At 48.5% G+C, this 20,821-nt stretch carries 20 protein-coding genes; 5 read left to right on the top strand and 15 right to left on the bottom strand.

What is annotated here, in order from left to right:
- Positions 1-583: transposase (locus KDK17_RS12080; RefSeq protein WP_257288164.1), on the bottom strand; the 583-nt coding region annotated here is incomplete at its 3' end.
- Between the two features lie 718 nt (positions 584-1,301).
- Complete coding sequence (polA, locus tag KDK17_RS12075) at positions 1,302-4,040, bottom strand: DNA polymerase I (RefSeq protein WP_257288163.1); 2,739 nt, start codon at positions 4,038-4,040, stop codon at positions 1,302-1,304.
- 151 nt (positions 4,041-4,191) lie between these two features.
- Here polA and KDK17_RS12070 point away from each other — a divergent pair, with 151 nt between their 5' ends.
- The 4 genes from KDK17_RS12070 (at position 4,192) to znuB (ending at position 6,851) form a co-directional block, all read left to right on the top strand.
- Complete coding sequence (locus tag KDK17_RS12070) at positions 4,192-4,602, top strand: DUF2782 domain-containing protein (protein WP_257281623.1); 411 nt, start codon at positions 4,192-4,194, stop codon at positions 4,600-4,602.
- A 158-nt stretch (positions 4,603-4,760) separates the two neighbouring features.
- The gene (locus tag KDK17_RS12065) at positions 4,761-5,246 is read left to right on the top strand and encodes a Fur family transcriptional regulator (protein ID WP_257253355.1); all 486 of its coding nucleotides are present in this window, start codon (positions 4,761-4,763) and stop codon (positions 5,244-5,246) included.
- A 50-nt stretch (positions 5,247-5,296) separates the two neighbouring features.
- Entirely contained in the window at positions 5,297-6,076 is a 780-nt protein-coding gene (gene znuC, locus KDK17_RS12060; RefSeq protein WP_257253357.1) for a zinc ABC transporter ATP-binding protein ZnuC, read from the top strand.
- Positions 6,069-6,851, top strand: a complete 783-nt coding sequence (znuB, locus tag KDK17_RS12055) for a zinc ABC transporter permease subunit ZnuB (protein WP_257253353.1) — start codon at positions 6,069-6,071, stop codon at positions 6,849-6,851. Before znuC ends, znuB begins: the two co-directional genes overlap by 8 nt.
- Before the next feature lie 5 nt (positions 6,852-6,856).
- On the opposite strand, the gene KDK17_RS12050 is transcribed toward znuB, so the two are convergent.
- The 8 genes from KDK17_RS12050 to KDK17_RS12015 form a co-directional block, all read right to left on the bottom strand.
- Positions 6,857-7,519, bottom strand: a complete 663-nt coding sequence (locus KDK17_RS12050; protein ID WP_257253350.1) for an SCO family protein — start codon at positions 7,517-7,519, stop codon at positions 6,857-6,859.
- A gap of 44 nt (positions 7,520-7,563) precedes the next feature.
- Positions 7,564-8,481 (bottom strand): heme o synthase, encoded by a 918-nt coding sequence (gene cyoE, locus KDK17_RS12045; protein WP_257253349.1) that lies wholly within the window; start codon positions 8,479-8,481, stop codon positions 7,564-7,566.
- A complete protein-coding gene (locus KDK17_RS12040; RefSeq protein ID WP_257281622.1) occupies positions 8,478-9,563 on the bottom strand; it encodes a heme A synthase in 1,086 nt (361 codons plus the stop codon). The genes cyoE and KDK17_RS12040 overlap by 4 nt, the downstream gene beginning before the upstream one ends.
- A gap of 16 nt (positions 9,564-9,579) precedes the next feature.
- On the bottom strand, positions 9,580-10,185 hold the full coding sequence (locus KDK17_RS12035) for a hypothetical protein (RefSeq protein WP_257281621.1): 606 nt from the start codon (positions 10,183-10,185) through the stop codon (positions 9,580-9,582).
- A 48-nt stretch (positions 10,186-10,233) separates the two neighbouring features.
- Positions 10,234-11,421 carry a diacylglycerol kinase family protein gene (locus KDK17_RS12030; RefSeq protein WP_257281620.1) on the bottom strand — a complete coding sequence of 396 codons (1,188 nt, stop codon included), beginning with the start codon at positions 11,419-11,421 and terminating at the stop codon, positions 10,234-10,236.
- Between the two features lie 61 nt (positions 11,422-11,482).
- A complete protein-coding gene (locus KDK17_RS12025) occupies positions 11,483-12,595 on the bottom strand; it encodes a diacylglycerol kinase family protein (protein WP_257288162.1) in 1,113 nt (370 codons plus the stop codon).
- Between the two features lie 110 nt (positions 12,596-12,705).
- Positions 12,706-13,857, bottom strand: a complete 1,152-nt coding sequence (locus KDK17_RS12020) for a diacylglycerol kinase family protein (protein WP_257253342.1) — start codon at positions 13,855-13,857, stop codon at positions 12,706-12,708.
- On the bottom strand, positions 13,854-14,615 hold the full coding sequence (locus KDK17_RS12015; RefSeq protein ID WP_257253341.1) for an SURF1 family protein: 762 nt from the start codon (positions 14,613-14,615) through the stop codon (positions 13,854-13,856). Before KDK17_RS12015 ends, KDK17_RS12020 begins: the two co-directional genes overlap by 4 nt.
- A gap of 138 nt (positions 14,616-14,753) precedes the next feature.
- On the opposite strand from KDK17_RS12015, the gene KDK17_RS12010 reads away from it, so the two are divergent.
- Positions 14,754-14,969 carry a twin transmembrane helix small protein gene (locus KDK17_RS12010; RefSeq protein ID WP_257253340.1) on the top strand — a complete coding sequence of 72 codons (216 nt, stop codon included), beginning with the start codon at positions 14,754-14,756 and terminating at the stop codon, positions 14,967-14,969.
- 50 nt (positions 14,970-15,019) lie between these two features.
- Here KDK17_RS12010 and KDK17_RS12005 read toward each other — a convergent pair whose 3' ends face one another.
- The 5 genes from KDK17_RS12005 to coxB form a co-directional block, all read right to left on the bottom strand.
- Entirely contained in the window at positions 15,020-15,916 is an 897-nt protein-coding gene (locus KDK17_RS12005) for a cytochrome c oxidase subunit 3 (RefSeq protein ID WP_257288161.1), read from the bottom strand.
- A gap of 10 nt (positions 15,917-15,926) precedes the next feature.
- Positions 15,927-16,496: a cytochrome c oxidase assembly protein gene (locus tag KDK17_RS12000; protein WP_257281618.1), complete on the bottom strand. Its 570-nt coding sequence runs from the start codon at positions 16,494-16,496 to the stop codon at positions 15,927-15,929.
- A gap of 12 nt (positions 16,497-16,508) precedes the next feature.
- The gene (locus KDK17_RS11995; RefSeq protein ID WP_257288160.1) at positions 16,509-17,093 is read right to left on the bottom strand and encodes a Uma2 family endonuclease; all 585 of its coding nucleotides are present in this window, start codon (positions 17,091-17,093) and stop codon (positions 16,509-16,511) included.
- Positions 17,094-17,190: 97 nt separating this feature from the next.
- Complete coding sequence (ctaD, locus tag KDK17_RS11990; RefSeq protein WP_257281617.1) at positions 17,191-18,792, bottom strand: cytochrome c oxidase subunit I; 1,602 nt, start codon at positions 18,790-18,792, stop codon at positions 17,191-17,193.
- An 11-nt stretch (positions 18,793-18,803) separates the two neighbouring features.
- The gene (gene coxB, locus KDK17_RS11985) at positions 18,804-20,237 is read right to left on the bottom strand and encodes a cytochrome c oxidase subunit II (protein WP_257288159.1); all 1,434 of its coding nucleotides are present in this window, start codon (positions 20,235-20,237) and stop codon (positions 18,804-18,806) included.
- Positions 20,238-20,821 lie beyond the last annotated feature (584 nt).

The following is a 20,821-nucleotide window of genomic DNA, read 5'->3' as shown; positions in this document are numbered from 1 at the left end:
CACCGTCTGAAGTGATGAACAGATCATTCAAACCTAAATCAATGCCCACTGTCTTGTTACTAAGAGTCATTGGTTTAGCTTCAAATTCGCACAGCATGGAAACAAAGTACCGACCTGCACGATCTTTGCTGATAGTGACACTGGAAGGCTCAGAAGACGGTTCTCTGCTCCAGCGGATACTCAGTGGCTCCTTGCTCTTGGCAATGAATATTTGCCCGTCTTTGAACTTGAAAGCAGACGAAGCAAAAGTTGCACTCTGTTTTGCGTGTCTCTTCTTGAAGGTCGGGTACTTAGCCCTACCTTCCCAAAAGTTCTTGAAGGAGGTTTGTTGATGGCGCAGTGATTGCTGAATGGGTACTGAAGAAACATCGTTTAGCCACTGATATTCAGGGTTCTTTTTCAGTTCGGTAAGCTGCTTTGATGCTGCGTTGTAATTAACACTGTTGCCGTTCTTGTAGTACTCGTCGGTACGCCAGCGAAGAATATGGTTGTAGACAAAACGTACGCAGCCGAAAGTTTGGGCAAGTAGCTGTTCTTGCTCAAACGTTGGATAGAATCGGTATTTGTAAGCTCGTTTAGTCATTTTTACAAACATATTATCTTTTGTGTAAGGATTCAAGCTTTTGCCAGTCCTATCGGACTGGTCGCTATCCATCTCCACCCAAGCTCTGCGAGCTATGGATGGAGTATTCCGCGAGAATTGATAAAAAAGTTCCAGCCGTCGGGGGAGAGACGACTGGAGCGATAAGCTCCGCCACAAAAAGGCAGAGTGTTCGCAGTCACTCAACACACAAGGAGTGCTGTGAGAGAAAATGGCAGCCTTAAGACACTCGTCCAATGCCTGGCTTTCTTTGAGGCAAAAAAAAACCAGTTACCGAAGGGGGGGGTGGTAACTGGTTCATTGCAGGCTACGTCGGGGAACACAGCACTGCTTTTATTGCCAACACTCAACACACAAGGAGTTTGCAGAAAGGATTTTTTCCTCCCTACATATATTGAGACAACAGAATCTGAAAAAAGTTCCCGAAAGATGAATTTTTTTTTGTTTTTTTTCTGGCAGGTATCCAGGAAAAAAAACCGGCGACCAAGGGGGACGGTCACCGGTTTATTGCACACTGTGCCGGGGCACAGCACTGCTATTATTGCCAACACTCAACACACAAGGAGTTTGCAGGAGGTTTTTTCCTCGCTACATATATTGAGACAACAGAATCTGAAAAAAGTTCCCAATGATGTGAAAAAAATACAAAATTCTTAAGCATCATGAAATTTTCAGGGAGACGATTATCATCAGAGAAGCTTCAGTGAGCTTCATCCCAGTTGTATCCATTGCCCGCTTCAACCAGCAAGGGCACATTCAGCTCTGCGGCTTGGGACATCTTCTCTACGATGCCGTCTTTTACGACCTCAAGCTGATCTTCCGCAACTTCCAGCACCAGCTCATCGTGCACTTGCATAATCATTCTGGCATCCAGATCACTCTTTAAAAGCCACTGATCCACTCGGGCCATCGCTTTTTTTATGATATCTGCAGCCGTTCCCTGCATTGGGGCGTTGATAGCAGTGCGCTCAGCTGCCTGACGACGCATACCATTGCGGGCATTGATTTCCGGAAGGTATAGCCTTCGCCCAAACAAAGTCTCAACATACCCTGTCTCTCTGGCAGACTCTTTCGTTCGATCCATATAGTGAAGAACACCTGGGTAACGATCGAAATAAAGATCGATGTACTCTTGTGCAGACTTTCTGGAAATACCCAGCTGTTTGGCCAATCCGAAAGAAGACATCCCGTAGATCAGACCAAAGTTAATCGCCTTGGCACTTCTGCGCTGATCAGAACTGACCTCTTCCAGTGCGACACTGAAGACTTCCGCAGCCGTGGCTTTGTGAATATCCAGACCCTGATCAAAGGCTTCCAGCAAACCGGCATCATTAGAAAGATGTGCCATGATTCTCAGCTCTATCTGTGAATAGTCAGCGGCAATCAACTGATACCCTTCAGGCGCGACAAAGGCCTGACGAACCCTGCGTCCTTCCTCGGTACGAATAGGAATGTTCTGAAGGTTTGGATCAGAGGAGGACAAACGACCTGTTGCTGTTACCGCCTGATGATAAGAAGTATGAATTCTTCCAGTGGCTGGATTGATCATCTGGGGCAACTTATCGGTGTAAGTCGACTTCAACTTGCTCAGGCCACGATGCTCAATCAGGAGCTTCGGCAGGGGATAATCCAATGCCAGCTCCTGAAGCACGTCTTCTGCGGTAGAAGGCTGTCCTTTAGGCGTTTTCTTGATGACCGGCAGACCCAATTTCTCAAACAAAATCGTCTGCAACTGCTTGGGAGATGCCAGGTTAAAAAGCTCTCCCGCTTCATCATGGGCCTGCTTTTCAAGCTCATGGAGACGCTTCCCAAGCTCCATACTCTGCTGTCCCAGCAGGCGGCCATCCACCTTGGCTCCCTGTCTTTCCATCCGCGACATAACGCCTACCAGTGGCATTTCTATGTCACGAAATACAGAGCACAGAGACTGCTCAAGCTCCAGCTGAGGCGAAATCGTTTCATGCAGTCTCAGGGTAATGTCGGCATCTTCTGCGGCGTAGGGTGCTGCTGTTTCAAGATCAATCTGGTTGAAGGTGAGCTGCTTTTTACCTTTGCCAGCAATCTCTTCAAAGGTGATGCATTGATGGTCGAGGTATTTCTGAGCCAGACTGTCCATATCATGGCGGGTAGCGGTTGAGTTCAACACATACGACTCAAGCATGGTATCCCAGTAGATACCTTCCAGACTGATATCATAGTTAGCCAGTACACTTTTATCGTATTTCAGGTTCTGGCCTACTTTTTTCCTGTCAGGATTCTCCAGCAACGGTTTAATCTGCTCCAGCACCCAGTTTCGATCCAGCTGATCGGGTGCACCAACATAGTCATGAGCTACTGGCACATAGGCTGCCTTACCCGCTTCTACAGCAAAAGAGAGTCCGACCAGTTCCGCTTCCATATAATCCAGGCTGGTGGTTTCGGTATCAAAAGAAAACAGTTCCGAGTCATTCAATACGTTCAGCCAACGGCCAAAGGTCTCTTTATCAAGAACCGTCTCATATTCAGCATGAATAGCAGGCCTGACGGGCTCAGGTTCTGCACCTCCGCCCATGCCTTTTTCCAGTTCAGCGATCATGGAACGGAATTCATACTCTTTGTACAGAGTCAACAGAGCTTCTTTGTCAATGGGTTCCGCTTTCAGATCTTCAATCGCAACAGGCAACGCCACATCGGTTTTGATGGTGGCCAGATCACGAGAGAGCAAGACAATATCTTTATGTTCTTCAAACTTACTGGCAAAATTTTTGCTGCCTCTGAAGCCCAGGGCAGGTACTTCGTCCAGACGTCTGGCAATCTCATCAATACCACCAATCCCCTGTAACAGAGCCAGAGCGGTTTTCTGCCCAACACCGGGCATACCGGGAATATTGTCACTGGAGTCACCCATCAGGGCCAGGTAATCAATAATCAGGTGAGCAGGAATACCAAACTTGTCCACGACGCCGTCCAGATCGGTACGGGTATCATTCATGGTATCGATCAAAGTCACATGCCCGGAAACCAATTGAGCAATGTCCTTGTCACCGGTTGAGATGACGGTATCAATTTTCTTCTCTGTGGCTTCTTTGGCCAGTGTGCCAATGACATCGTCCGCTTCTACGCCATCAATCATCAACAATGGCATACCCAGGGCACGAACCATTTCGTGAATCGGCTGAACCTGTGAGCGCAGATCGTCCGGCATGGGCTTGCGGGTGGCCTTGTAATCTTCGTACATATCGTGCCGGAAGTTCTTCCCCTTGGCATCAAAGACCACTGCCACCGGACTGCCCGGATACTCCTTAAGCAGACTCTTCAACATGTTCGTCATCACACGGATAGCCCCTGTTGGACGACCGTCTGATGTTCTCAGGTTCGCTCGTTCTGAAGCATGGAAAGCCCGATAGAGGTAAGAAGACCCATCTACGAGCACAAGGGGCGTACAGGCTTGATCTGACATTGCTGAATTGATCTCTGGTTAATGGGTAACAGTAGCATTCAGACATTGATGTGGGTGAACACCGAGAGCTACAGCCTCCCAAATATTGGAGTAGACTGCTATTCTAATCCCTTTTTCCCGCTAGACACATGGTTATTCCTTGAGGCGCGCGATGAAATCAATAACAGGTTCACTGGCTTTTGCGACAATCATGTCTTTATTTCTCGTCGGCTGTGCCAGCTCTCCACCGTCCACTAACCCAACAGAAGCTGCATTGGAAAAGCCTCCCAAAGTTGTTCAACCTGAATCGGCAACAATCAGCAAAGAAGATTTTGAAAAAATCCCTAAAAATCTGCGTCCCGAAGATCTGGAGCAAAGGCATGACACCACTGTGGTCATTCGTTCCGGCGACAATGAAACCATCAGGGAATACCGGATAAATGGTTTTCTTTATGGTATTCAGGTTATCCCCAAAGTGGGCGAACCTTATTACCTCATTGCAGCAGATCACATGGGCAACTTTATAGACCCCACCAAACCCGAGATGTTGATTCCGTCCTGGACTATTTTTCGGTGGAAGTAGATAGCTGAGCCTTCCCCTGTGATGGCGTCTCAGAAAAATCTGACAAAGCTAACTGTGACCGAAGAGCACTCCCGTCCGGTTCTTCGAGAGTATTATTTCGATTATAAATAGAAGTTTGGTTATAATATAACATCGTTCATTCGCTACCTTTCATTGTCATGACCAGTGTCCACCAGCCTCACGATCATCACCACTGTATTTCAGGAGCTTTGCAGGAAGCTCGTACTCTCTGTCAACAGAGGGGAGCCAGGCTGACCCATCTCCGTGAGAAAGTACTGGAACTGATCTGGCAAAGTCATCAGCCCGTGGGAGCCTATGACATTCTTGCCGAACTGGCTAAGCAGGAAGAACGGGTGGCCCAACCCCCCACCGTTTATCGCGCCCTTGATTTCCTGATGGAGCAGGGTCTGATTCACCGTCTATCCTCACTTAACGCTTTTATTGGATGCCCCCACCCCGGCACAAAACATAACAGCTGTTTTCTGATCTGCCAGAACTGCCGCGTGACACAGGAAATCGATCATCAGGCCATTAATCAGTCCATTACCTCTTGTGCCTTTGATCAGGGATTCAAAATCACTGATGCCGCAATTGAACTCACCGGTTTATGCTCAAACTGCCAGAAATCCCGGGAGTCATTATGAGTTCAGACAAAGACAATAAAACAGCAACAACCAAGGATCTGAGTAAACCTATGTCTGAAGAAACATTGATCAGACTGAACAACATCCATGTTGCTTTTCGGGAACGAGAAGTCGTTACCGATATTTCACTGGACGTGGAAGCTGGTGAAATCGTGACCCTGATAGGCCCGAATGGAGCTGGTAAAACGACACTGGTCAGAGTTGTTCTGGGTCTGCTGTCTCCTGATTCCGGAAGCCGTTCGGTAAAAGAAGGTCTGCGTATCGGCTATATGCCTCAAAAATTGCATGTTGACGAAAGCATGCCCCTGAGCGTAAGACGCTTTCTTTCCCTGACAGGACAGTCAGAAAAACACATTTGTTCGGCACTGGCAAGAACCGGTGTCGCCCACGTCATGAACTCACCGGTTCATTCACTTTCAGGCGGAGAGCTGCAGCGAACATTGTTAGCCAGGGCATTGCTGAACAGACCTCATCTGCTGGTGCTCGATGAACCGGTTCAGGGTGTGGATGTCAATGGCCAGAAAGAGCTTTATCATCTGATTACCGAACTCAGAAATGGGAGCAGCCCCGAGCTGAAAGACGGCTGCTCTGTTTTAATGGTCTCCCATGACCTTCATCTGGTGATGGCTTCAACAGATCGGGTTATTTGTCTGAACCAGCATCTCTGTTGCTCAGGCCACCCCCATCAGGTTCGTCAACACCCTGCTTACCTGAAGCTTTTTGGTGGAGAGTCCGAAGAGCTGGCTATCTACACCCACCATCATGATCATGAACATACCGTTGATGGTCATATCATCCACAAGAATGACAATAGGAGCACTCATGCCTGAACTGCTCCTTACCGCACTGCTGGCAGGATCAGGGGTTGCCATAGTGGCAGGACCTCTGGGTTGTTTTGTTGTCTGGAGGAAGATGGCCTACTTTGGCGATACTCTCTCTCATTCGGCACTGCTGGGCGTAGCCTTGGGGTTGCTGCTCGATATTGATCTTAACCTGACCATCATAGTGTGTTCGCTGTTTCTTGCTGTTCTTCTGGTCTCGCTTCAGGAACAACAAAAAATGGCATCCGACACGTTACTGGGAATACTTGCCCATAGCAGTCTTTCCCTGGGCCTTGTTGCAGTCAGTTTTTCCGAGAACGTCCGAATCGACATGATGTCTTACCTGTTTGGAGACATTCTGGCGACCGCACCTACAGACCTGCTCTGGATATACGGCGGCGGCGCACTGGTCCTCACCACACTGGCCTGGCTGTGGCGGCCCCTTCTGGCCATGACCATTCATGCAGAGCTGGCGCAGGTTGAAGGTTTTCCAGTTAAAAGAACCAAACTGATTCTGACCTTACTGATGGCCCTGGTCATTGCTGTGGCTATGAAAATTGTTGGTGTACTTCTGATCACTTCTTTAATGATTATTCCAGCCGCAACAGCCCAGAGGTTTTCCCGAACACCAGAACAAATGGCGATCATTGCCGGCATCATTGGCTTACTGAGCGTTGCAGGAGGACTGACTGCCTCCTGGCAGCTGGATACCCCATCAGGACCTTCCGTTGTCGTCTGTAGCTTCCTGATTTTTGTTCTGGGTTTGAGCTTCAAGCGCAGCTGACGAGATTAGTCCTGATACAATTCATCCACGCCCACCATCACCCGTGCCAGCTTGTCTGAATCCAGGGGTGGGCGAATAAAGCCGTGATAATCCCCCCTCGGATTGATGATGACCAGGTTGGCGCCATGATCCACCAGGTAATACTCATCCACCGGATCAATGACCGGTGTGTAGGGGATGTTCATTTGTACGGTCAGGTTATGGATATCTTTCTGGTTGCCCGTCACTCCCACAAAATCAGGGTTGAAGTGAGGGACGTAGCCATTCAGCTTCTCCACAGTGTCCCTGCGAGGATCCACTGTCACCATAAAATAGTGCATTTTCTTCGCGATTTCAGGGTTATCCTTCTTCAACAGTTTATCCATCTGGTTCAACTGACCCAACGTAGTGGGGCAGATGTCCGGGCAAAAGGTATAGCCAAAGTACACCAGAGACCATTTCCCTTCGAGATTAGCCTCAGTAAAAGGCTGACCCTTGTTATCCACCATGCCCTTCATTTCAAAGGTCCGTGGCTTGTCAAAAACCACTGCCCCCATCCGCTGCAAGTGCTCCAGTGTGAGCGATGGTTTGTTCATGTATTTGTAGAATGTCAGACCCATAATGACCGCGACAATAGCCACCAGAATCAATACTGTTTTATTCACGCTGTTTTTCATCCCGGATGCCATGAAAAATCCTTTGAGCCTTCAGCCTCAGTCTAACCGATAGCCTGTTAAAGCCATAAATAGAACGCATAATGATCCAGCAGCAGTACCACGAAGAGCAACATCAAATAAGTAATGGAATACTTGAATGTCTTGATAGCAGCATGGGGCCTGCTTTCTTGCAGGAGAGCAATAGCCCAGTAAAGAAACCGCCCTCCGAGAATCAATGCACCCGCCAGATAAAGAATGCCACTCATACCGGTCAGGAAAGGCAAAACACTGACCAGGACCATAATCACGGTGTACAGCAAAATATGCAGCTTGGTGTAAGCCTCACCGTGCGTCACCGGCAACATGGGAATGTCGGCCTTGGCATATTCAGCTTTGCGATGGATAGCCAAAGCCCAGAAGTGGGGTGGCGTCCAGGCAAAAATAATCAAAACCAGAAGTAAGGCATTACCTTCAAAGTGTCCGGTCACTGCCGTCCATCCCAGCAGGGGAGGGGAGGCACCGGCAATCCCGCCAATGACAATATTCTGTGGGGTCGCACGCTTTAAAATCAGAGTGTAAACCACGGCATAGCCCATCAGTGAGGCCAGTGTCAGCCAGGCGGTCAAAGGGTTGACCAGAAACACCAGAATTCCTATGCCCAACACACCCAGAGTAAAGGCAAACAGCAAAGCCTGAAGCGGCTCAACTCGCCCTGTGGCTATCGGTCTCTTGTGGGTTCTGGCCATCACCGAATCAATCTGTCGGTCGACCACATGATTGATCACTGCGGCGGATGCAGCCGAGAGGGCAACACCCAGATTACCAAAGATGAGAATATCCATAGGTACCATGCCCGGCGTCGCCAAACACATACCAATCACCACCGTCAGAACCATCAGGGCGACCACTCTGGGTTTGGTCAGCTCAAGATAATCACGCCAGTGAACGGATTCCTGAAGGGATGCGCCGCCCTGCTTTTGAATGATCTTACTCATGATTGAACCTCACTGAATCCTTCAGACACGTTCAGACGGAAGTTGAGAGCGACCAGAATCAGCAACAAAACCGCACCTCCCAGGTTATGAGCCACCGCCACTGAAAGTGGCAGGCTGCCCAGAATGTTACTGATCCCCAAAGTGACCTGTACCAGCAGAGCCAACAGCATCAGTGTAGCCAGCACTATCAGGCTGCTTCGGTTACTAGACGACTGAGCATTACTATATCGAAGTATCTGCATAAACAGAAACAGCAGCAACACGGTCGTCACCAGTGCCCCCAATCGATGTAAAAAATGTATCGCGGTCCGTGCTTCAGAGTCCATTTTCCCACCCAGATAATTCGGGCCAATGGACTGACTGAAATTCAAACCTTCTGCAAAATCAGCACCGGGCAGCCATTGCCCCTGACACATGGGGAAATCAGGACAGGCCAGAGCCGCATAATTGGAACTGGTCCAGCCCCCCAATGTGATCTGCAAAATCACCACTAACAGCCCGACCGCAGCTAACCCTCTCAAGCGATCTTTCTGTTCAGAGGAGGGGAGTTTTTCCCAACACAATCCGGACAAACGAAGGGTCATCAGAAACAACAAACTGAACGTAGCAAAACCACCCAAAAGATGTGCCGTCACCACTTGGGGCCAGAGCTTCAAGGTCACGGTCCACATTCCGAATGCCGCCTGCAGAATAATCAGCCCCAGAATGAATATAGGCAGCTTTAATGGCTGCCCAGGCTCTTGTCGGTTCCGAAAGGCTTGAATAGCGATCATCAGAACCAGCAGCAGTAGAGAGCCTGCTACATATCGATGCACCATTTCTGCCCAGCCTTTGTCCACCTCAACCGGCGCATGGGGAAAAAGTGTTTCCGCTATGGCTATTTCCTGCGCTGTTTCAGGCACTGTCAGGAAGCCATAACATCCTGGCCAGTCAGGACAACCCAACCCTGCATGAACCAGTCGTGTATAAGCCCCTAACCCGACAACCACAGCGGCCAGCAAGGTTGCGAACAGAGAGAGATAAAAACCCGTTCTCTGTCGCTTTGTCTGGCTTATTGTTTTTGTAATCGATGCTGTTGTCATGGAACACCTTTCAATGTCAGCCAATGTTTGATGCTTTAAGCAACTTCCTCAAGTCTTTTAATAAATCTCCACCGTACTGCCCTGGCTGATACTTCATCATGATATTCCCCAAGGGGTCAACGATGTAAAAGCCATTCGTTGGCCACGCTCTTTTTTCACCCGGTTTTTTACCCAGAGTGTTCAACACCGATTCTTTACGACTGCCCAACCAGATCAGATCAGGATGTTCACTGAGTACACGCTGGTTCAATTCAGGATTGGATGAGGAAGAGATAAAAAGCCGGACGACCCGGTCGCTGTCTCTGCCGAGCGCCAGATGAGCCTGACGGGTTTGATAGAGCGTTTCCTGACAGGCCTGATCGGAGCAGGCATCGTCACCAAATACCAGAATCCCCCAGCGACCCTCCAGTGCCTGCTGGTCAAACATTTCATTATTTTTCTCAAGCATCATACTTTGGAAGCTGGCGGGGGGTAATAGCAGCTCTCCCTTATTCGTACGACCATCCGGCACAAACTGCGTACCGAAGAAATAAAAGTACCAAGCCAACCCCATAGCCAGAGAAGGCATGAGAATGACCAGAGCCAGTTGCCAGCGACTTTTTGCTTTCTTTACTCTTTTCATTCTTATAATACCCGGTTGATTAAATAGTCATCTTTCTACATTCAAAATTTAAAAGGAATCCGGATCATCACTAGCTTGCTCGAGGCCCATAAGGGAATAACCGGGTTCTCCATATTTGGGTGGTCCCATAAACCGTAACACAAACGGCAACCAGGTTATTTTTGCCGGTGTCTGCAGTAAAATATCGCCGTCGACCTGAATAGAAAGCGGTGTCTCATCCTGATGTTCAATGTCCAATTGAGTAAAGACAAGCGCTCGTTGACCTGACCAATTACGTAATCTCTCCATAGTCGTCCAAACCAGACCTGACCAATTGAGTAATCTGCCTATAGTCATCTGAATAAATGTCCATATAGGATGCATCCTCTGCTGACTATAAAGCACCTTCCCCCGCGTACAGAACGGCTTCATATAATTAAAAAGGGCAATTCCTCCTCCGAACGTTGGCCCTGTACTCGCAGCCAGAAAATTCAATGGAATATTGAACCTGCCTTTATCAGAAGTGCACCTGACCATGGGTGTATTCCATCTCATGGCTGAACTGATGGCTAACATTGCAGAAGCCATACTTCTGGGTGAATACCTGAGTAGTCGGCTTGGTCGCTCACCACTGTCGTGATCGTTTTTATTTTTTGTCATCTGAGTCGTCACACCCAGATTAAACCCGCTCACTGCCAGAACCGTTTGCTTCTCACAACTGCCTGTTTGACAACCTTCAATTTTGTAGGCACCAAAGGGCATAGAGGCTCCGTAAACCAGCGACCGAAGGGCATGCATCGGGTTACACAGTTTGAGTGTTCTCGCTATATCGTTTCCCTTGCCCGCCGGTATCACACCAATAACAACTTGCGGTTCACTTGCCAGACCCTGAACCACCTCGCGGACGGTGCCATCCCCACCAACGGCAACCAACAATAACTGATCTTCCTCAGCGTGTTGCCCCTGCTGCCAGTCCTCATATGCCTGCACTGCCAGGTACGTTGCATGACCGGCGTTTTCTGTAAAAAACACTTCAAATGTCGCTTGTTCCTGAGCAGCAGCCTGGTCTTGTGAGCCGACTGCTGTGTAGTACAGGTTGACAGCTTCTTCAATTCTGTCCCAGACCCTGGCACCTTTACCATTATTACTTGCAGGATTAACGATAAAGCAGACATGGCGAATCGTTGCAAATCCGTTTACAGGAACAAGAAATACAAAAAGCAGCAGGCCAGATAAACAAAAAACTTTGCTATTCACAGTGAGCTATCCTCTTTTCTGTTAGTCGCGTATACCTGTCCATAACCGCCACGTTCAAAATTTAAATGGAATCCTGCCTTTCCTTCGCTCTTTCATCCTCCGCTTCTTCAAGGTACATTCCGTGATAACCGTGATCACCAAATACGGGGGGTCTCAAAAACCGGAACACTTCCGGCAACCAGATTATTCGTGCCGGCGTTTGCAGTAAAATATCACCATCAACCTGGATATCCTGAGGTGTCTCTTTCACGTGCTCAATGTCCAATTGAGTAAACTGAGCCCGTTTCAGACCTGACCAATTGAGTAATCTCTGCATAGCGACCTGAGCAAGTGTCCAAAGGGGGGGATCCCATTTCTCACCATAAAGCAGCTCTCCCCGCTTACTTTCCGCTCTCTCGCCATATAAAAAGCCAAACTCGCCCCCGATCGTAGGCCCCGTCGCCCCTCCAGCCATAATATTCAAGGGGATATGGAACCTGCTACCCCCATCAATACTGCACTTGACCATAGGTGTATTCCATCTCATTGCAGAAGTGAAGTCTGATAGCGAATAGACCCTACTTCCGGGTGAAAAGCTCATCAGGCGACCCGCTCGCTCACCGCTCTGGTAATCGTTTTCCCTTTTTTTCACTTGAGTCGTCACACCCAGATCAAACTCATTGACAGCCAGAACCGTTTTCTTCTGGCAACTTCCTCTTTCACAAGCTTCAATTTTATAGGCACCTAAAGGCAGAGCGGTCCCATAAACCAGTGTCCGAAGGGCTCGAGCCGTGTCACGCAATCGAAGTGATCTCGCTATATTGTTTCCCGTACCCGCCGGTATAACCCCAAAAACAACCTGCTCCCGGTGAGCTTCCAGACCCTGAACCACCTCATGAACAGTGCCATCCCCTCCCACTGCAACCATTAATAACTGGTCAGGAATTCGGCTCCCTTCGCGCTGCCCTTGCTGCCAGCTCTGGTACGCTTGCGTTGCCAGCTCCGTTGCATGACCTGCATGTTCTGTAAAAAACACTTCAAATGTCGCTCGTTCCTGAACAGCCGCCTCATCCTGTGAGCCCACTGCTGCGAAATAATGATTGACAGCCTGTTCAATACTTTCCCAGACTCTCGCACCCTGACCGTTATTACTGGTTGGATTAACGATAAAGCAAACGTGGCGTATCTTTGCCAATCCGGTTTCCGGAATCACTGGAAATCGGTTTTTCGGAATCACTGCAAATCCGTTATTCGGAATAAGAAATACAAAAAGCAGCAGTCCATACACATAAAACACTCTGCTATTCACAGTGAATCCCCCCCTTTCCAATCAGGATCATCTCCGGCTTCGTCAAGGTCCATTAAAGCACGACCGAGCTCTCCATATTCGGGGGGTCGCATAAACTGGAACACTGCCCGCAGCCAGGTTATTTGTGCCGGTGTTTGTAGTAAAACATCACCATCGACCTGAATAGAAAGAGGCGTCTCATCCTCGTGTTCAATATCCAATTGAGTAAAGCAAAACCGTTGCAGATCGGACCAATTGAGAAATTTCTCCATAGTCATCTGAATAAGTGTCCAAAAAGGGTTGGTCCTCTGCTGACTAAAAAGCATCTGTCCATGGCAACTGTATGGAGTCATATCGTTAAAAAGGGCAACTCCACCTCCGATCGTTGGTCCTGTCCCCGCTACCAGAAGATTTAAGGGGATACTGAACCTCTCACGATTAATACTGCACCTGACCGTGGGTGTATCCCATGTCATTGCTGAACTGACAGCTAACATTGAATAGGCCACACTTCCGGGTAAGTATCTCAGCAGTCGGCTCGGTCGCTCACCACTGTCGTGATCGTTTTTCTTTTTTGTCATCCGGGTCGTCACACCCAGCCCGAACTCACTCACTGCCAGAACCGTTTTCCGCTCGCAACTGCCTCTTTGACAACCTTCAATTTTGTAGGCACCAAAAGGCATAGCGATTCCATAAACCAGCGTCCGAAGAGCATGCATCGGGCTCCTCAATTGGAGTGTTCTTGCTATATCGTTTCCCTCACCCGCTGGTATAACACCGAACACAACTTGCGGTTGACTTTCAAGACCCTGAACCACCTCATGAACAGTGCCATCCCCACCAACGGCAACAATCAATAAATGACCTTCCTGCTCCAGCTGCCAGTTAAAACTTGCCTGAGCTGCCAGCTCCGTTGCATGACCGGCGTGTTCCGTAAAAAATACTTCAAATGTCGCTTGCACCTGAGCAGCAGCCTGATCTTGCGAGCCGACAGCTGTGAAGTAACGATTGACATCTCTTTGAATACGGTTCCAAACCCTCGCACCCTGCCCATTATTACTGGCAGGATTAACAATAAAGCAGGCGTGGCGAATCACGGCAAACCCGTTTTTCGGAATAAGAAATACAAAAAGCAGCAGGGCATATAAATAAAAAAATCTGCCAGTCACGTTGAGCCATCCTCTTTTTCGTCAGTCCCGGATACCTGTTTATGTTTATGTTGGCTTTGACCCAAGCCTGAGGATCGCATCTGCCAGAGATACAGACCCAGCAGGACCAGAGCCATTAAAAACCATTGAATAGCGTAGCCGAGATGTTTCTGAGAGGTGGTTTTCATTGTCAGAGGGCGAATCAGATAGGTGCCGGGCTGATTCTGTTCCAGCTTAAGAATATAAACGGGTAGAGACTGTCCCAGCGCTTCCCCCATTCGCTCAAAGTTGACGACCTGGATTCGCTTGGGCCATTCTTCCTGCCAGATATCTTCACCCAGTGTGAAGGGGTTCCCCAATAACCGATACAGTTTGCCCCTTAACTCAAGCTCTCCATCGAGTGTTTCGATTTCCGGCAATCGTTCTCTCGATTCAGCAGGCAGCCAGCCTCTGTTGACTAGCAGATACTGACCGTCATTGACCAGAAAAGGCATGATCAGGTCGTAACCGGCACGACCTTCGTGAATCTGGTTATCAAGAAAAAAAGCCCGATCGGAAAGAAAACGACCACGGACACTGACAGGCAGATACATGGAATCAGAGTAACCACTGACATCAGACAGACTGAGTGCAGGCATGGTCTGTCGCTCTGCCAGAGTTCGCTCAAGCTCAAGCTTCTCCTGGTATCGTGACATCTGCCAGAACCCCAGTTTGATCAGCAGGGGTAAAAGCAGCACCACCAACAACGACAACTTAACGCGATAGCTATACTTCGACATCGGGTGCTCTACCAAACTCCACTGTTATTCTGATCTGAATGCCGATAACGTAAGAAAAACAGTTACACCACAGATTTATTTAAAAACCGGTTTAGCAAACTGTTTTTCATAAACTCAGGCTTCAGCAGGGAGCGTTATATGTGGTTAAAAGTTATTATTGTTCTTCTCTTTTTTGCCGTCGTATTCTGCTTGGGCAGAGGTCTGTACTTTCTACTTAAAGGTGATAGCGGTTCCGCCAAACTGGTGAATTCGCTCACTGCCCGGGTTGGCCTGACCGCCCTGATCATGCTGATCATTGTGGTGGCCTGGCTGTTTGGAGATATTCACAGCAACGCTCCCTGGCTTTACCGTTAAACGACTGAAATCGTTAACCGCCACTTCCTTCAGGGAGTGACGGCATTACCTCAAATCAGATAGACAAAAATGAACAGGCCGATCCAGACCACGTCGACAAAGTGCCAGTACCAGCAGGATGACTCAAAAGCAAAATGGTTATCCGGCTCAAAATGCCCCTTATAGATACGAATCAGCATGACCAGTAACATCATGGCACCGAGAGTGACATGTGCCCCGTGAAAGCCGGTCAAAATAAAAAACGTTGAGCCATAAATACCTGCGCTCAAAGTCAACCCAAGCTCATTGTAGGCTTCAGCATATTCTGCAGCCTGAAAGTAAAGGAAGGTAAAACCCAGAATCAGGGTGAGAATCATCCATACCTTAACCTTGGTTCTTTCCGCCTTTCTGAGGGCATGGTGGGCAATCGTCAGGGTGATACTGGAAGCGACCAGTAACAGGGTGTTCAGCAGTGGAAGATGGAAGGGATCGATGACCCCACTGGCTCCCGGAAATGTTTCATTATCCGGATTGGTCATCAGCGGCCAGGCCGCTTCGAACTCTGGCCAGAGGTGTTCATGAGTGGAAGCACCATCTCCCTCACCAGCCAACCAGGGCACGGCGAAGTAACGGATATAGAAAAGCACTCCAAAGAAAGCCGCGAAGAACATGACTTCAGAAAAGATAAACCAGCTCATACTCCAACGGAAGCTCCGGTCCATCTGATCACTGTAGAGCCCTTTGCGAGACTCTTCGATGACGTTACTGAACCAGCCAAACAGCATGTAGGCCATGATCAGGGAGCCACCGAAAAACACATAATGTGCAAACGAATCTTTTACCCCGGCAGACATGTCATTCATCATCATGCCTGCCCCCAACAGCGTGGTAAAAAGACCTATCGAAGCAATGATCGGCCACTTGCTCTGGGCCGGAACATAATAGGTACCTTCACCTTCTTGCGCCATCAGAATCTCCTCAGGACGGCTGCGTCCTCTCTCCCATTGTCGTCACATCAAACAAGGTGTACGACAACGTTAGTTTGGTGATATGCCGGGGTAATGCCTGATCCACAATAATTCTCAGCGGCATGATTTTTTCTTCGCCTGCTTCCAAAGTCTGGGTGGTGAAGCAAAAACACTCCACCTTGTGCAAATAGTTGGTGGCCTGAAACGGTGAAACACTGGGAATGGCCTGGCCAATCATTCGCTCACCGGTTGGGTTGCGGGCAAAGAACTCCAGCTCTCCAACCTCTCCGGGATGAACCACTACTTCTGTGACGCTGGGCTTGAAGTCCCAGCTCATCTCAGCATTGTTGGTGGCCACAAACTGCACTTTCACACTACGGCTGGTATCTACTTCAGCCGTCTCGGCGTTATACCGGTAAGGATTCGGATCGGTTTTGCCGTTGAGACCCGTTACCTTGCAGAACACATCGTACAGGGGAACCATGGCAAAGCCGAAGCCAAACATACCGCCAGCTACCAGACCTGTCTTGATGACGGTTCTTCGCGACAGGTCGTCCGGGGTATCATCGTCAGCATTCATTCAAACACTTCCCTACCGTTCGGAAAGAAACTCAACCGTATCGTAAATATCGCTCATAGAAAGGCCGGTATTCAAGCTATCCAGCATGATGCCCGGCTCTCCATGACAGGCTGCCTTTTCTAAAAAAACATCTCCTTTCCAGCCCCAGAGACTGACCAGTTGACAACTACTATCAACTATCAGGTATTCACCTTTTTGAGCTTTCAGAGCCTCTTGATATTCTTCAAGTTTGGTCTCACAATCCACTTCGCGAGTGCCAGGACTGAGCACCTCGACTAAGAACCGTGCGCTATTTTGTATATCCTTGTTATTTCTGGCGCCACAATAAACCATAAAATCAGGATATCGATAGCTGACTTTCTGTTTACTTTGAATACGCAGCTTCATATCACTGACAAACTGATCACAACCCATAGTTTTAGTGCGTGAAAACAAAGCACCAGCAATGTTAGTGATAATGACACCATTATTTCTGGTCCCACCGGCCATATCAAAAATTCTGCCATTGACGTATTCATGACGAATCTCTGAAGACCGCTCCCATTTCAGGTACTGTTCCTCTGGGTAAATTTCCAGAGGGCTATTAGGTTTTGCCAATCCCACTGGTCACACTCCTGACTGCCATTATTGTCTTCTCCAATATAAAAAAACCGCCCTGCACAGACCCAACCACTGAAACTCAGCGGACAGCTTTTTACTTCACATCCGGTGGCGTGGTGAAGGTGTGGTAAGGTGCCGGTGAAGGCAGACTCCACTCAAGACCTTCTGCACCTTCCCAACTTTCAGCTTTGGCTTTCTCGCCCCCCTTGATGCACTTGACCACGATAAACAGGAACAGCAGCTGAGTGGTTCCGAACATAAAGCCGCCAATACTGGCAATCATGTTGAAGTCTGCAAACTGCAGGGCGTAATCAGGAATCCGGCGAGGCATGCCTGCCAGCCCGATAAAGTGCATCGGGAAGAAGGTCAGATTCATTCCAATGAAGGACAACCAGAAATGCGTCTTGCCCAGCGTCTCGTCATACATATGACCTGTCCATTTGGGCAACCAGTAATAGACTGCGGCAAAGATGGCAAAAATCGCTCCGGGTACCAGTACATAGTGGAAGTGAGCCACTACAAAATAGGTGTCGTGATACTGGAAGTCAGCAGGGGCGATTGACAGCATCAGTCCGGAAAAACCACCAATTGTGAACAGCACTACGAAAGCAATACTGAACAGCATGGGGGTTTCGAAGGTCATGGCTCCCCTGAACATGGTGGTGACCCAATTAAAGACCTTCACACCGGTGGGCACAGCAATCAACATGGTGGCATACATAAAGAACAGCTCACCCACCAGAGGAATGCCCACGGTAAACATATGGTGCGCCCAGACAATAAACGACAAAAAGGCAATACTTGCGGTGGCGTAAACCATTGAGGTGTAGCCAAACAGGGGTTTCCTTGCAAAAGTTGGCAGAATGGCTGACACAATCCCGAAAGAAGGCAGGATCATGATGTAAACTTCCGGGTGCCCGAAGAACCAGAAAATGTGCTGGAACAGCACAGGGTCACCACCGCCACCGGCGTTAAAGAAGCTGGTGCCAAAGTGGATGTCCATCAACATCATGGTTACAGCACCGGCCAACACTGGCATAACAGCAATCAATAGATAAGCGGTAATCAACCAGGTCCATACGAACAAAGGCATCTTCATCATGGTCATTCCAGGTGCCCGCAGGTTCAGAATGGTGGCGATAATATTGATCGCTCCCATAATCGACGAAATCCCCAGCATGTGGATGGCAAAGATAAAGAAGGTGGTTGACGGTGGTCCATAGGTGGTTGATAGAGGCGCATAGAATGTCCAGCCAAAGTTTGGGCCGCCACCTTCCATAAACAGTGTGCTGATCAGCATTACTGCTGCAAAGGGCAGAATCCAGAAACTCCAGTTATTCATTCTCGGCAGCGCCATGTCTGGCGCACCAATCATCAATGGAATCATCCAGTTAGCCAGACCGACAAAGGCCGGCATAACTGCACCGAATACCATAATAAGACCGTGCATGGTGGTCATCTGGTTAAAGAAGCCGGGATCAACAATCTGCATCCCTGGCTGGAACAGTTCCGCCCGGATGACCATCGCCATCGCACCACCGGTCAGGAACATGATAAAACTGAACCAGAGATACAGGGTGCCAATGTCTTTATGGTTCGTAGTCAGTACCCAGCGCATCAGTCCCCTGGCAGGGCCGTGATGGTCATGATGCTCGCTTGGCTTTTCATTTGAACATGTGTCTGTCACAGCAGTCATGGTTGTATTCCTCACAGTCCAGCCTGATGTGTATTGGTATTCGGCTCATTAGCCGTTGGCTTATCAACGGCAGCGGACCCGCCTGAATGTCCGGTAGCTGACGGTTTGTACTCCCCGGTATTCTTGTATTCCAGAATCTGCTTCGGCGTCACCAGATCACCGGTATTATTGCCCCAGGCGTTTCTTTCATAGGTAATGACTGCCGCCAGATCGACTTCGCTTAACTGGGCAGCAAAGGCCTGCATAGCGGTACCCTTCTTGCCGTTCAGCACAATGTCGATATGGGCTTTGACCTGATCTTTCTCAACGGTCATTTTTGATCCCTTGAGAGCAGGAAACAGCGGTGGCATACCTTCACCATTAACTTGATGACAGGCCGCACAGACTCTTTCGTAAGTATTTTTGCCACGCTCCATCAGCTCAGCCATGGTCCAGTTTTTACTGGTTAACTCACGCTCTCTGGCGGCCAGTGTTTTCTTCTCGGACAACCAGTCTTCATAGTCATCGGGTGACCTGACATCCACCACAATGGGCATAAAACCATGGTCCTTCCCACACAGTTCTGCACATTGACCACGATAAATTCCGGGACGATCGACGTTGGTCCAGGCTTCGTTAATAAAACCCGGAATAGCATCCCGTTTAACGGCAAATGAAGGTACCCACCATGAATGAATAACATCTGCTGCTGTCACCAGGAAACGGATCTTTTTACCCGCAGGTAGTACCAGTGGTTCGTCAACCTCCAGAAGATAGTTGGGGTCTTTGCTGCGAACGTTATAAATCTGTTCCGGTGTTGTTTTGAGATTACTGAAGAAGGACACTCCTTCTCCCAGATACTCGTATTGCCACTTCCATTGATACCCGGTAATTTTGATATCAATTTCAGCTTCATCCGTATCGTAAATATCAATCAGTGTTTTTGTTGCCGGAATTGCCATACCCACCAGAATTAAGAGAGGAATGGTCGTCCACAGTATTTCAACTATCGTACTTTCATGGAAGGGATGGGGCTTAGCGCCTCTTGATTTACGGTGCATGAAAATGGAGTAAAACATAACACCGAATACCAGAATGCCAATGACCACACAAATAATAAATATGGTCATATGCAAGTCGTAAACAGAACGACTGACTGCTGTAACCCCCTCGGTCATATTGACTTTCCAATCAGCTAACAGACGGCTGGGAATCAAAAAGCCTGATAAGATGGTCAAAAAAATCAGGAAAGATTTTCGACTTCCGGAAGGTAAACGAGCGGAATAGACCAGAAATTTTCTTGATCCCGGCCACGACAAAAATGACCGAATGGTTCGAAATACATCGGCATATCCGAAACCCGCCACTGGCACCGTCCAGAGTGGGCGATATTTACCGCTCATGGTTTTTGTCCCGCTCATGGCAGTTTTTATCAAAAGAAAGAGAGCTAGCGCGTGCTGCATCATTCCCTTACATCCCCTGACTGTCCGCCCAGACAGGCGGTGACTTTTTGTTATTATCCAGCAGACCCAAGTCTTGCTTTCAGAGGTGTTGGAGCAGTAAGCGTTATGGCCTGGACGTTCCAGAGCCACGCTTACTGACTTAATTGATTGCCGCTACTACACAGGAGCCATTACAGCATCTTGCCTGAAAACTTCAGTGCACTTTAACCATCAGAGCTTTCGACGACAGAACCTTCAGTCAAACATCGGCCTTTAGTTTGTTTTACCCTTCAGAGGAAAACAAACCAGCACTGCCCATGGTTGCCTGCCGATACTCAGAGTGCCAATATCCAATCGCAAGAGACCACTCAGTAACTGACAATGTCATACTACTTCGGACCCAACCTGCAAAACCCAAAACACAGGAACATCCTGCAAATACTAATACCCTTCAGACGCATCTCGTAAGACATTTAGTCTGACAACAATCGCTCAATGAGTATAGTCCCAGTACCTCATTAAACAACATGATTGCACAAAATGAAAAGAGTCTTTTCAAAAAACATCTTAAACTAAAATGTCACTTGTCGTTTAAATAAGTTATAAGA

The organism is Endozoicomonas sp. SESOKO2 (assembly GCF_024606245.1).
Lineage (GTDB): Bacteria > Pseudomonadota > Gammaproteobacteria > Pseudomonadales > Endozoicomonadaceae > Endozoicomonas_A.
The sequence above is the reverse complement of the archived record's forward strand: the minus strand, read 5'-3'. Positions and strand labels throughout refer to the sequence as shown.

Excerpts from the sequence above, each read along its gene's own strand:
- polA (WP_257288163.1), bottom strand. The coding sequence starts at position 4,040 with ATGTCAGATCAAGCCTGTACGCCCCTTGTGCTCGTAGATGGGTCTTCT.
- KDK17_RS12070 (WP_257281623.1), top strand. The coding sequence starts at position 4,192 with ATGAAATCAATAACAGGTTCACTGGCTTTTGCGACAATCATGTCTTTA.
- KDK17_RS12065 (WP_257253355.1), top strand. The coding sequence starts at position 4,761 with ATGACCAGTGTCCACCAGCCTCACGATCATCACCACTGTATTTCAGGA.
- znuC (WP_257253357.1), top strand. The coding sequence starts at position 5,297 with ATGTCTGAAGAAACATTGATCAGACTGAACAACATCCATGTTGCTTTT.
- znuB (WP_257253353.1), top strand. The coding sequence starts at position 6,069 with ATGCCTGAACTGCTCCTTACCGCACTGCTGGCAGGATCAGGGGTTGCC.
- KDK17_RS12050 (WP_257253350.1), bottom strand. The coding sequence starts at position 7,519 with ATGGCATCCGGGATGAAAAACAGCGTGAATAAAACAGTATTGATTCTG.
- cyoE (WP_257253349.1), bottom strand. The coding sequence starts at position 8,481 with ATGAGTAAGATCATTCAAAAGCAGGGCGGCGCATCCCTTCAGGAATCC.
- KDK17_RS12040 (WP_257281622.1), bottom strand. The coding sequence starts at position 9,563 with ATGACAACAGCATCGATTACAAAAACAATAAGCCAGACAAAGCGACAG.
- KDK17_RS12035 (WP_257281621.1), bottom strand. The coding sequence starts at position 10,185 with ATGAAAAGAGTAAAGAAAGCAAAAAGTCGCTGGCAACTGGCTCTGGTC.
- KDK17_RS12015 (WP_257253341.1), bottom strand. The coding sequence starts at position 14,615 with ATGTCGAAGTATAGCTATCGCGTTAAGTTGTCGTTGTTGGTGGTGCTG.
- KDK17_RS12010 (WP_257253340.1), top strand. The coding sequence starts at position 14,754 with ATGTGGTTAAAAGTTATTATTGTTCTTCTCTTTTTTGCCGTCGTATTC.
- KDK17_RS12005 (WP_257288161.1), bottom strand. The coding sequence starts at position 15,916 with ATGGCGCAAGAAGGTGAAGGTACCTATTATGTTCCGGCCCAGAGCAAG.
- KDK17_RS12000 (WP_257281618.1), bottom strand. The coding sequence starts at position 16,496 with ATGAATGCTGACGATGATACCCCGGACGACCTGTCGCGAAGAACCGTC.
- ctaD (WP_257281617.1), bottom strand. The coding sequence starts at position 18,792 with ATGACTGCTGTGACAGACACATGTTCAAATGAAAAGCCAAGCGAGCAT.
- coxB (WP_257288159.1), bottom strand. The coding sequence starts at position 20,237 with ATGATGCAGCACGCGCTAGCTCTCTTTCTTTTGATAAAAACTGCCATG.